Source organism: Roseivirga sp. UBA1976 (assembly GCF_002336325.1).
Taxonomy (GTDB): domain Bacteria; phylum Bacteroidota; class Bacteroidia; order Cytophagales; family Cyclobacteriaceae; genus Roseivirga; species Roseivirga thermotolerans.
In genome coordinates this window covers 94,346-106,276 of the sequence record NZ_DDDQ01000052.1, presented here as the reverse complement: position 1 = coordinate 106,276, position 11,931 = coordinate 94,346, and the positions used below count along the sequence as shown (strand labels likewise).

The window sequence follows — 11,931 nt, the reverse complement described above, 5'->3', positions numbered from 1 at the left end:
AAGCGCTACAGAAGGCAAGATGCCATCGGTACTCCTTTCTGCGTAACCGTTGATTACGATACGCTGGAAGATAACACGGTAACTATCCGAGATAGAGATGACCTGTCTCAAATCAGGGTTTCTATCGATGAGCTGAAAGGCAAGTTGAAAGAAAGCTGTGCGTTAGAAGGGCTTTTGAGGAGGCTTTAACTGACGGCTACTTAACTTTAGCTTGTTTAGCAAGATATTCCTCAAATGTTGAAGAGGAGATGGCATTTTTATGACTTTTAATTAGTCTATTATTCCTCAGTTTCAAGCTTTTTTTGATCTCTCTTAAACTTAAAGCATAAGAGTGAGAATACATGTAAGGAAAAAAGCTTAGAAACCCAATTACAACTAGGGTCATTAGTATATCTGATAGGAGTCCATTTTCTGGAAAATCCAGTATTATCAGAGTAATTAGAGATGGGATCATCAATAAAGTCAATGGCCAAAATACTCTGAAAATCCATCGTTCAATTTTATAGTCAGAATGAAAATCCATTATTGTTTTTGTTTTAAAAAGAGCCATCTCCAACTTTAAATCATATTGAGATATTGACTTTAACTTTTCATAAGACATTTTATCATTAAATGTCTCAGTAAAGCGGGTCTTTAGATAGGTAACTTCAATTCTCATAAACTTATAGTCTAACCATAATTTAAGTGATTTGTCCTAAATAATTTCGACTTCATGCCTTATTTGAAAGGAATCTCCTTTTAATCATTTCAATCTCCTTCTGTAGCATTGGCTTCAACTCGGTCAGCTTTTCGATAATATTCATAGAGGTATGCTTTATGGTTACTACATAAATAATGTCTCCTTGTTTCTCACAAATCAGCCAATGACTACCGGATTGATACAACTGATAATGAGGAGAAATATTGGGCTTGTTCAAAAGAAGGTCAGGTTGTTCGCTTAAGACTGATAAGCTGAATTCAATCTTATCTATATATTTCTCAGCGACATTTACACCAAACTCCTCAATTGAGTAACGATAGATTTCACGAATGTCTTCTTTGGCTCTGTCGGTTAAAAAAACTTGAACCATAGCACTTACTTAAGTCCTATATCCTTTCTAAGATCTCCAGAGAAAGCTGTTACTTTTCCTTCAGCGATATCCTGATATCCCTCCAGAATTGACTCTCGAAGTGCTTCTGCTTCTTTTCTCTCATGATCATGCCGAATTAAATCGCGAACATATTCACTTGGGGTGGAATACATAGTGCCATCACCAGCTTGCTCCGAAACAAAACGCTTCATTTCATCGGTAAGAGGCACATTTATGCTTTTGAAGTTAGCCATAATCTAATCTATGCAATATTCTTAATCTTTTCAATATTTGACAAATAATAAAAATTAGGCTTTATAGCTCACAGAGCTACCTGTTTATGAGCTATAAATAATCCGTTTATAGCTCATTATCTCAATACGCTGTACTCAATATCCGATACAATTTTCACCCCCCTTCCCTCTGCCAGTATATAAAAGGAGGCTAATAACCTCCTCTTACCATTTCCAATGCTCCGTTTTCTTTAACAAAGAGCAAAATCAATTCTCCATTTACTTCGGCCATACCTGTAGCCCCCGAAGCATAGGCTCCCAATATAGCTGACTGCTCCGACCAGCCGGCCTGAGCCAGTGTTCCATAACCGGAGTTAGTTGTGGCCGATTGCGCAGGGTCGTACGAAATGGGGTGTTCCGGAGTCATTAATCCATGAATCGAAAACGATTCGGTAAGCAACAAATCGTTGCCAACTCCGCGATGCACCAGGTGCATCACTCCATCGAGCGTAGCACAAGCCAGCTCGCCTGAGCCCAAATAGGGTTGAGAAACAGGCTCTTTCTCCTTTGGTGTTCCTGCATAGGCTGCAGCAGAAAAATGGGCGACCGGATAGACATTGGGCGACCACTTGTCTTTAGAGGTGTTGCTCTGCGGGCCGTTGTAGGCAGATTTCTGCAAAGTCACCACGTTGAAGTCGGCCGTATTATAGGAGCATATCATCATTTGACCTGAAGCGGTGTCCTGCATAATCAAATAGATAGATGGCCCCAAAACTCCCAGCTGAATTTCTCCAGCACTGCTAAAACCCACTGCAACGGAAGGTTGCCATTGGCCAGAGTTATCGGTCACCATAGAATGTACATTGCCTGAAGCGTCTGAATAAGCCAACATCAGCTGGCTTGCTTCATTAAATGCTACCATGCTTACTTTACTCACGCCTTGTTCCATAAGCAGAGGCTTCCTGCCCCAACCTTTGGATTCTGAGTAATTGAGGGTCATCAGTTTTCCCTCGTCAACATAAGCCAAGGTCAACTGATCGCTTGTTGAGGCCATGGCTAATAGCCCTGAAGCTGAAACACCCACGGTTCTGCTCTCACTCCAATGGTCACCATCGAAAGTGGCATAATGCAAAGCCCCTCCTTCTTCAGCATAAACCATATAAAGAACGTCTTTGTAGTTCGCAGAGGTCATTTGACCTGAAACCTCAAAAGGAGTCGGTTCCGGAGCTTCCCAAATAAACGTTTCGCCCCACAAAAACTTAAACCAGTTGGCCTCTTTATCATTCTTACCCAAAGATCCCAAGCCAAAATTGTGCTCAATGGTTTTGATTAAACTGTAGTGGTTGTAGCCTTCCAAAGCTACTCCTCCTGCCTGTACCATATCTCCAAGAAGGACGGTATAAATCTGGTTGGGACCATCATAGAAATATTTTTTGTCTTTGGGCAGATCGTATGCCGCTTCAAAATCGGCCTCATCGAAAGTCACTACGACAAGCGTGTTGGGGGGAAAGTGTGAGTTGGGCCCTGGAAAGTTGAGCGAATTAAAAAAACCTTCCAGCCAAACGGCTGCCTGATCGACTAAAGTAGGGGCGCGTTCCTTGGGCTGCTTGTCTTTATCGGCCGGAATATCGATCGGATTCGTTCCGTCCAGATAGTGCCCATCGTTCCACATATTGGGAGTAAACCAGCTGTAGGCCGGAAGAGTACCATTGAGCAAATCGGAGTAAAGGGCTGCTTCATTCTGGATTTTCTTCCACCTGGACTCATTCTCAATAATGTTTTTGAAAGAAGAGAATGGGTTATGCTTAATCATATACGGATACTCGTCTTTGGGCTGCATGCCTTCAGACCACGGTTGGTTTTGAGGTATGTAGCTATCCATATATGCCTTCCAGTCGAGTCTATAGGGCGATTCTTCTATCAGGTCTACGATGGTGCGCTGCTCAAGTGGGCTCGGAGGTGGGTCATCGTCTGTCATATTACATAGCTCGGCAGCAATCGAAGCAATGTAGTTGGTTTGCGAGGGATGCATTACCCCAAAGTAGTTAGCCATGTCTATGCCTTGCCTGGCGAGACCCCGGAAATATTCGTTTTCCATTACATAGCTCCGGTATTGGTTCTCGAACATGATAATGAATACATGGTCAAAAACCCGATTTGTGTTTGTGTTCATTGTAGTACGCTTAATTTAGTTGGTGCGTATGAAGATAAGAAATTAGAAGGAGTAGGAAAATGCTATGCTACTGACTATAAACATATGGCTCACGAAACTATCCATTCATGAGCTATAAAAAATCCATTTATGGCTCATTGTCTTGCTAAAAAACACCCCTAAAACAAGCCCATTTGCCCCCTTTTGGTTTTCACGAATAAATCTGTCCTTAGAGGGGGCCTGTGATGTGAATTTCCAAAGTATTTGGTCTTGCTTATAGCAAACAGCTTATGAATCGATTCAACCATTATACCCTCTCCCTGCATTCGCTTTCCAAAACGGCTGTCGTTGAGTTGCCCGCCATGGGCTCCCTTTATTTGGTTAAGTATTTTAGTGGCTCTATCGGGAAAAGCCTTTTTCACCCAATGCTCGAAAACCTGACCAATCTGACCGTTTAGCCTGACCATGGTAAAGCCTGCACTCCTTGCTCCGGCCTTTGAGGCGGCCTCCATAATATTGGGAATTTCATGGTCGTTCAGCCCGGGAATAATTGGGCCAATCATAATGTTGCAGTTTACACCCAAACGGCTCAGCGCCTCTATTGCCCTGAGTTTCTGCTGTGTAGTAGCTGTTCGGGGTTCAAGTTTTCGCCTTACTTTTTCATCCAGCGTTGTTACAGAAAAGATAATAGTAGCCAAATCGTCCTTAGCCAGATCACTGAGAAGGTCGGCATCTCTGGTTGCTAACACATTTTTGGTAATAATGCCCACCGGATGTTTATATTTTAAAAAGACCTCCAGAAGTTTTCGGGTAATGCCGAGCTTGCGCTCTATTGGCTGATAGCAGTCTGTGTTGCCTGAAAGTACAATGGTGGCTGGCTCATAGGTGGGTTTCTGAAAATAGCTTTCGAGCAGGGAAGGGGCATTCTGCTTATAAAGGACTACGCGTTCGAAGTCAAGCCCGGCATTATAGCCCCAGTACTCATGGGAGTTTCTCGCATAACAATAAATGCAGCCGTGCTCGCAGCCCTGATAGGGATTTAGCGAAAACTCCATGCCTACATCGGGACTTACCACTTTGTTGACTATGGTTTTGGGGAATATGGGAACATATTGGGTAGGAGGAGCCCCCTCATCGTATTCATCTATTCCTTCCAGATGCTCCTGTACGTACTCGTGCAGCAAAAACCTATTCTTCACCTGAATCTGTGCTCCTCTTCCTTTTATCATAGTATTATATTTAGCAATGCTAAATATAATAGCAATTAACTAAATATTATCGGAGGGGTACTAAAAATGCGCTTCCAATAACTGGTGAAATCAGGTTTTTTGATCAGAGGAAAAAATAATTTGGAGCGAAGGACTAACTTGTTCTTTTGTCAGAATCAAACTCATTCTATTCATGAAAAAATATTTGCCCTACTGGCTTGTACTGGTAGTCCTTACCTGCTCCTTCTCATGGTATGAGGCACAAGCCCAAAGAAGAAATCAAAAAACGGAAAGTACAGCGGTTCAAAAAGACCCTTCCGATGGCTTTTCATTAAACACCCTTCGTTTCAGAAGCGTGGGTCCGGCCCTTACATCGGGTCGAATAGCTGACCTGGCGGTGAACCCTGATAACCCTGCCGAGTTTTACGTAGCCGCTGCTGCCGGAGGGGTATGGAAAACCACGAATGCCGGTACTACATTCGATCCCATTTTTGATAATTATGGCAGCTACTCTATAGGAGCCCTGGCCATGGACCCCAACAACCACAATGTGATTTGGGTAGGAACCGGAGAAAACAACAACCAGCGCTCGGTTTCTTATGGTGACGGCATTTATAAATCCATTGATGGAGGAGCCTCATTTAAACACATGGGCCTAAAAAAGTCTGAGCACATTGGCATGATTGCTATAGACCCCAGAAACTCGGATGTAGTATATGTGGCTGCTTATGGCCCCTTGTGGAGTGCAGGAGGCGACAGAGGTCTTTACAAAACAACCAATGGTGGCGAAACCTGGGAAAAGGTACTCGAAATATCGGAGCATACGGGGGTAAACGAGGTACACCTTGACCCCAGAAACCCCGATGTAATTTATGCCACCGCGCATCAGCGCAGGAGAAGACAATGGACCTACCTGGGTGGAGGCCCGGAGTCGGGTATATACAAATCTACCGATGCCGGCAAAACTTGGGACAAGATAAACCGCGGACTTCCGGGAGTGGACAAGGGACGTATAGGTATGGCCATTTCTCCCGCCAACCCTGAAGTACTTTATGCCATTGTAGAAGCACAGAACGGGCAAGGCGGATTCTACAGAAGCACGAATCGTGGAGCCTCCTGGCAAAAAATGAGCAACCATTCTACCAGCGGAAACTACTATCAGGAGATTGTAGCCGATCCGGTAGATGTAGACCGTGTGTACTCTCTCAACACATTCACCATGGTGACGGTTGATGGAGGAAAAACTTTCACCCAACTGGGAGAAAAGAGTAAGCACTGGGATAACCACGCTATGTGGATTAACCCTAAAAACAACAAGCACATTCTTCAGGGCTGCGATGGCGGTGTGTATGAAAGCTTTGATCAGGGAGAAAACTGGAAGTTTTTTACCAACCTGCCGGTAACACAGTTCTATAAAGTTTCGGTAGACAATGCAGAACCCTTTTACAACATAATGGGCGGAACCCAAGATAACTACAGCCTACATGGCCCCTCGCAAACGGTGAGCCGACACGGAATTATTAGTTCCGATTGGATTGTGACTCAAGGAGGCGATGGTTTTGAGTCGGTACCCGACCCTGTTGAACCCAATATTGTGTATGCTCAATCGCAAAATGGAGGCCTCATTCGTTTCGATAGAAAAAGTGGAGAAAGTGTAACCATTGTTCCCCGTCCGGAAAAAGGAGAAAAAGAATATAACTTCAACTGGGACTCTCCCCTTATGGTGAGTCCACACGACCATAAAACCATATACTTTGCTGGAAACAAACTTTTCAAAAGTACCGATCGCGGGAACTCCTGGGAGGTGATTAGCGGAGAGTTAGATCAGGATATAGACCGGAACCTGTTGCCTGTAATGGGTAAAATATGGCCTATGGATGCAGTAGCCAAAAATGGATCTACTTCCAGATACGGTGCCGCAGTATCGCTCGATGAGTCCAGACTTCAGCAAGGGCTAATTTATGTGGGTTCTGACGATGGGCAGATTAGTGTAACGGAAGATGGAGGCAAGAACTGGTTTAAGATAAACCGCTTTCCCGGAGTACCTGAAAACACTTATGTATATGACCTTATTGCCTCAAAACACGATGTAAACACTGTGTATGCGGCATTTAATAATCACAAAAGTGGAGACTTTACTCCATATGTCTATGTGAGTAATGACAAAGGCAGAACCTGGCGAAGCATAAGCAGTAACCTGCCCGAAGGATCGGTGTATGCTCTGGAACAAGACCATGTAAATGCCAACATTCTTTTTGCGGGCACTGAATATGGCGTACATGTAAGCCTGAATGGAGGTCAAAGCTGGAAGGCCCTAAAGGCCGGGCTACCTACAATTAACGTGAGAGACATGGCTATTCAGGAAAGAGAAAACGATCTGGTACTGGGCACCTTTGGCCGAGGGTTTTATGTGCTTGACGACTACAGCATTTTAAGAGAATTCTCTGAGGAGATTGCCGAAAAACAAGCTCATATATTTTCTATTTCCGAAGCCAAAATGTTCAACGAATGGACTCCACTAGGCTCTTTGGGATCGAGAGAGCACGGTTTTCAGGGCGAAATGCACTATTCTGCCCCCAACCCTCAAACGGGAGCTATTATTAACTATTATCTCAAAGAAGGCACTACCACTCTGAGGGCCGAAAGAAACAGGCGGGAGTCTGAAGCCTTTAAAAAAGGAGAGGCCATTCCGTATCCTAGTTTGGAGGAATACAAAGCCGAGCAAAATGAAGCCCCCTCTTACCTGATATTCACCATTAAAGACCAGGCCGGAGAAGTAGTGAGTGAGCTGAGAAGTCCGTTGCGCAAAGGACTAAACCAAATAGTTTGGGATCTTACATACATGAACTTTTATAGCGTAAATGCCCGTCAGGCCAACCCTTCATCGAGCCTCAGCTCTACGGGCGTGTTTGTAGTGCCGGGTACTTACACGGTAAGCATGAGTCAGGTGCTGAAAGGCGAGCTTTCGGAGCTGGTTAGTAACGTACCTTTCCGCGTGTCGGAGCTCAATAACCGCACCCTGCCTGCCGCAAATTGGTCGGCCATGGCAGAGTTTAAGAAGAAAGCAGCCCGCCTGGTAGCAGCCATGAACGCCACTAGGTCGGTCCTTTCTGAAATGGGCGGTGAGTTGGATGTCTTCAGAGCATCGGCTAAAGCCATGCCTATTCAGGAATCGTTACAATTGCTCAAAGAAATTGATGAATTAGAAAAAGAACTGGAAGCCATAAACATAGCAATGAATGGAGACCCCAACCTGGGGAGACTCGATATGGATGGTGACTATGACATGCGCCAGCGCGCCCAAAGTGCCGCCTACGACATCTATGGCTCGCTCTCAGATGTTACGGGCACATCCATTAAAAACTATGAAATTGCGGCCGATGAGTTTACTCCGATTTTGACCTCGGTGCGAGCTCTTCAAAGCCGAATGGAGGCAATGCACCGAAAGCTTGGCAGCAGAAACAGCCCATGGCTGGCAGGGGCTTTGCCTAACTGGAGCAAGTAAAAGCTCTTTAGGCTTTGCAAAGCGGCTCAATAGAGAAGTCTGCCGAATAGTGGCTAACCGAAGCCACTATTTACCACAACAGACCTAATCTCTAAAGAGCCGCTTTGTTTTTTGGGATTGTGCCAGGAATATCCCAGTTTTATCCGCAACGTATTGAATTACACCCTGATAGACACCTGTTTCGATTAAAAGCGTGTCAAATACATTTTTTTATATTTAAGTGTCTTGAAAAGAGGTGTATATTTAATTCTCATTCAAGCCTCAACTTTTTAATAGAATCTCTCAAATCTTTTAAATTTGCCACTAGCGGCAAGGCTGGATCATTGAAATATGTCGTCATCATATTGGTTTCCCTCTTAACCGAGCACGCTCGTGCGCAGGACCTGATTTCTGTGGCGAACACCTTCCTCAACGACAAGAACTATGTGGAGGCCAAAGCCGCGATAGATGAGGCCTTTCAAGCTGTGGAGGCTAAACAAAACCCAAGGGCATGGTACACTAAGGCAAGGGTGTATCATGAAATCTTGAAATCGAACGACCCGGCCATTCAGGAGATTAAAGCCGATCAAAAACAGCTGGTTACCACCATAGCCGAAGCCTACAAGAAAACTAAAGAACTCACGGACCCTTCCAACAATCTTCACATTTTGGCGAACAATCAGATTGAACTACTGTGGGCTGACTTTATTAATAACGGCATCACCGATTTCCAAAGTAGCAAGTTCAGTAGGGCCTCCGAGTTGTTCGAGAAAGCTCAAATACTAAAGCCTGCCGACTCTACCGGCTATTTATACGCGGCCCTAAGTGCTCAAAATGCAGGTCAATACCAAAAGGCTATAGATAATTACCTGGCACTTAGAGATTTTATGCGCCTTTCTAAAAATGCTTACAACGGCCTCATTGTATGCCAGCAGGCTTTGGGTGTGCCCGATACACAGCAACTGGACATTGTGGAAGAAGCCCTTTTTGAGTATCCCAATCACTTGCCCTATATCTTTCAGGAAATCAGCATTCTCATTCGTCTCAAGCGATTTGAAGCAGCCGAGTCGGTGCTTAAAACCTCCATACAGCGTAACCCCAACAACGCCATGCTGGTGCTTAGACAGGCCGACCTGTACGATCGGATATTTAAAGAAGCCTACCTGAATGGCGAGCCTGAGCGATCGGAGCGCTACTTTGAAATGGCTTCCAGAAGTTACGAGCGTTATCTGACAAGCTTTCCGAACGACTTTACAGCCAACTACAATTATTCGGTAATGATTAACGAACAGGCCAATAGGGTTTATGTGCGCGTAAACCTTATGAGCAAGGAAGAATACGAAATACGCGGCAAAGAAACCGAGCAGATTGGCCATGATTGGACCCGAAGAGCACTGCCATATATGGAGAAGGCCCGGGAGGTTAACCCGAAAGATGAGAAAGTAATGAGGGCACTCAAGGTATATTATGAGCGCCTTGGCATGACGGAGAAACTGGCACAGTTGAATGAAGGAAATTAAAGTAGTTGTTGCTTCTAAAAACCCGGTAAAGATTAACTGTACGGCTGCCGCCTTTAAAAAGGTATTTCCCGAGAGTCGTATACTAGTGGAGGGTATTTCGGTTCCATCAGGAGTGGCCGACCAGCCCATGACCGACAAAGAAACCTTGCAGGGAGCCCAAAACCGGGCCGAAAATGCCGGTAGGCTTGTTCCTGAGGCTCACTACTGGGTGGGTATAGAAGGTGGTATTGATGAGGTACACCAGAGCATGGAGGCTTTTGCCTGGGTATACATTGTTTCTTCCACCCGAAGGGGAAAAGCACGAACAGCAAGTTTCGATCTTCCTCCACAAATTCAGCAGCTCATTCATAAGGGCATAGAGCTCGGAGTGGCAGACGATATGGTTTTTAAGCGTTCCAACTCTAAGCAGAAAAATGGTGCGGTAGGTATTCTCACTAAAGACCTGATCAACCGGGCCGAATACTACGAACCGGCTGTAGTCTTAGCCCTCATTCCTTTCGTAAATCAGGATTTATACTAGCCCTCAGCCCGATAGTCTGACTTAATAGGTGGCTTTTTTAAAGGCCTAAACCTGTGGGCAATGGCATATAAAACAACTGCCGACCCTTGGCAGAGTCGGCAGTCTATAATGAGTTTTACTTGCAGTAGTTTACAAGCTATCTGCTTCTGTTAAGGTTATCAAATACCTTAGGCTTTCTAGGCATTTTCTGATCCATATTGGCGGTTTGCATTACCATTGTAGCAATGATCACCGCATTTTTTCTCAAGTCGGCTGCCTGTAGTCTTTCGTACAAATCCATATTGGTGTGGTGGGTTCTTGTACCGTAGTCTATAGGATCTTGAATAAACTGGAAGCCCGGCAAACCAATACCATCGAAAGCCTGGTGATCGGTTCCTCCGGTATTTCTAATGGTTACAGTACTGGCACCCATGTCTTCAAACACCTTGAACCACTCGGTGAAAATGGTACGAATGGCTTCGTTGCCCTGAAGGTAAATACCTCTGATGGCACCTGTTCCATTGTCCATATTGTAGTAGGCCGAAAACTGCTCGTGCTTTTTGTTAGGCATACCATTGTTCATAAATTCTTTCTGAACATAGTTTCTTGAACCGTAAAGACCCTGCTCTTCACCGCTCCAAAGAGCAATTCGCACAGTTCTCTTTAACGGCACGCCCGACTCTTTAAGTATTCTTATGGCCTCCATCATGGTGGCCGAACCAGCCGCGTTGTCTGTGGCTCCTGTGCCCGCAAACCAAGAATCGAGGTGGGCACCAAGCATTACAACTTCGTCTTTAAGCTTAGGGTCTGAACCCGGAATTTCTGCAATTACATTGTAGCCCTGCAGGTCTTTGGTGTGAAATTCGGTTTTTGTGTCGGCTTCTATTCTAACCGGCTCACCTTTCACCAAAAGTCTTACCATTCGGTTGTAATGTTCCGGAGCTATTTCCATTTCAGGAAGGGGGTTCTCCTCTCTGCGAGCACCATTAGAAGTAAAGAAAGTACCTTGTCCTCCTCCTCTGTGTGTATTGAGCACCATGGCCACTCCTTCGTCTTTAAACATTTGATAGGCGGCATTTCTCAAGTTGGCTGCTCTTCTGAAGTCTGATATTCTTCTTTGGCTAAAAGAACCATCCGCATTACTCACTCTTTCGGTGGTCATGTCTTGCAGCTGCTCTTCCGTCCAACGGGTGGCATCTGCCTCAAAAGTGGTTTTTGCTTCAATGTTGGTGGGCATTAAAACTACCTTTCCTTTGAGTTTGCCTTTGTATTGAGCAAGATCGGCTTCGGAACTTACGTCTACATATATCGCTTCGGCCGAAATAGGTCCGTTGGTGCCCGGTGTCCAGGCTTTTGGAATACCGATTAACGCCTGGTAGTATGGTACTGTCATGGCCAGATAAGACTTTCTTACGTCCCAGCCTTCTCCAAACTCACCCCATGGCTCTACTTTCACATTAGAAAGACCCCACTCCTTCATTTGAGCGGCCGTCCAATCGTAAGCTCTTTTTAAGCCTTCTGAACCCGTAAGTCTAGGTCCAATCCTATCGGTGAGGTTCCAGGCAATGTCCATCACCTGGCTGTTGTTCAGGCCTTCATCCTTTATTTTATAAAGTGCATTGTAATCGATTTGGGTGTTTTGAAACCCAAATGCGGAGTATGTGCATAGCAACAAGCACACAAAAAATACTTTTACTGTCCTCATTTTATCATTGGTTTTTGTTAAAGATAGGTATCCGTACAAATAGTAGGCTCAATTTTGGGA

Annotated in this window: 10 protein-coding genes; 4 read left to right on the top strand and 6 right to left on the bottom strand. The window is 44.8% G+C overall.

Annotated features, from left to right (window positions below; all coding sequences use genetic code 11):
* Positions 1–189, top strand: a 189-nt coding sequence (locus B3763_RS05965) for a His/Gly/Thr/Pro-type tRNA ligase C-terminal domain-containing protein (RefSeq protein WP_286744759.1), incomplete at its 5' end; no start/stop codon positions are given.
* Between the two features lie 7 nt (positions 190–196).
* On the opposite strand, the gene B3763_RS05960 is transcribed toward B3763_RS05965, so the two are convergent.
* The 5 genes from B3763_RS05960 to B3763_RS05940 all read right to left on the bottom strand — a co-directional run bounded on the left by B3763_RS05960 (position 197) and on the right by B3763_RS05940 (position 4,684).
* Positions 197–658 (bottom strand): hypothetical protein, encoded by a 462-nt coding sequence (locus B3763_RS05960; RefSeq protein ID WP_286744758.1) that lies wholly within the window; start codon positions 656–658, stop codon positions 197–199.
* A gap of 52 nt (positions 659–710) precedes the next feature.
* Positions 711–1,070 (bottom strand): type II toxin-antitoxin system RelE/ParE family toxin, encoded by a 360-nt coding sequence (locus B3763_RS05955; protein WP_286744757.1) that lies wholly within the window; start codon positions 1,068–1,070, stop codon positions 711–713.
* A gap of 5 nt (positions 1,071–1,075) precedes the next feature.
* Complete coding sequence (locus B3763_RS05950; protein ID WP_286744755.1) at positions 1,076–1,324, bottom strand: ribbon-helix-helix domain-containing protein; 249 nt, start codon at positions 1,322–1,324, stop codon at positions 1,076–1,078.
* 190 nt (positions 1,325–1,514) lie between these two features.
* Positions 1,515–3,476, bottom strand: a complete 1,962-nt coding sequence (locus B3763_RS05945) for an alkaline phosphatase family protein (protein ID WP_286744754.1) — start codon at positions 3,474–3,476, stop codon at positions 1,515–1,517.
* Between the two features lie 158 nt (positions 3,477–3,634).
* Positions 3,635–4,684, bottom strand: a complete 1,050-nt coding sequence (locus B3763_RS05940) for a PA0069 family radical SAM protein (protein ID WP_286744752.1) — start codon at positions 4,682–4,684, stop codon at positions 3,635–3,637.
* A gap of 172 nt (positions 4,685–4,856) precedes the next feature.
* Here B3763_RS05940 and B3763_RS05935 point away from each other — a divergent pair, with 172 nt between their 5' ends.
* The 3 genes from B3763_RS05935 to yjjX all read left to right on the top strand — a co-directional run bounded on the left by B3763_RS05935 (position 4,857) and on the right by yjjX (position 10,187).
* Positions 4,857–8,168 (top strand): VPS10 domain-containing protein, encoded by a 3,312-nt coding sequence (locus tag B3763_RS05935; RefSeq protein WP_286744750.1) that lies wholly within the window; start codon positions 4,857–4,859, stop codon positions 8,166–8,168.
* 392 nt (positions 8,169–8,560) lie between these two features.
* Positions 8,561–9,667 (top strand): tetratricopeptide repeat protein, encoded by a 1,107-nt coding sequence (locus tag B3763_RS05930; RefSeq protein ID WP_286744748.1) that lies wholly within the window; start codon positions 8,561–8,563, stop codon positions 9,665–9,667.
* Positions 9,654–10,187: an inosine/xanthosine triphosphatase gene (yjjX, locus tag B3763_RS05925; protein WP_286744746.1), complete on the top strand. Its 534-nt coding sequence runs from the start codon at positions 9,654–9,656 to the stop codon at positions 10,185–10,187. Before B3763_RS05930 ends, yjjX begins: the two co-directional genes overlap by 14 nt.
* 136 nt (positions 10,188–10,323) lie before the next feature.
* Here yjjX and B3763_RS05920 read toward each other — a convergent pair whose 3' ends face one another.
* Positions 10,324–11,871, bottom strand: coding sequence for a M20/M25/M40 family metallo-hydrolase (locus B3763_RS05920; RefSeq protein WP_286744744.1), 1,548 nt, complete (start codon positions 11,869–11,871; stop codon positions 10,324–10,326).
* Between the last annotated feature and the right edge of the window lie 60 nt (positions 11,872–11,931).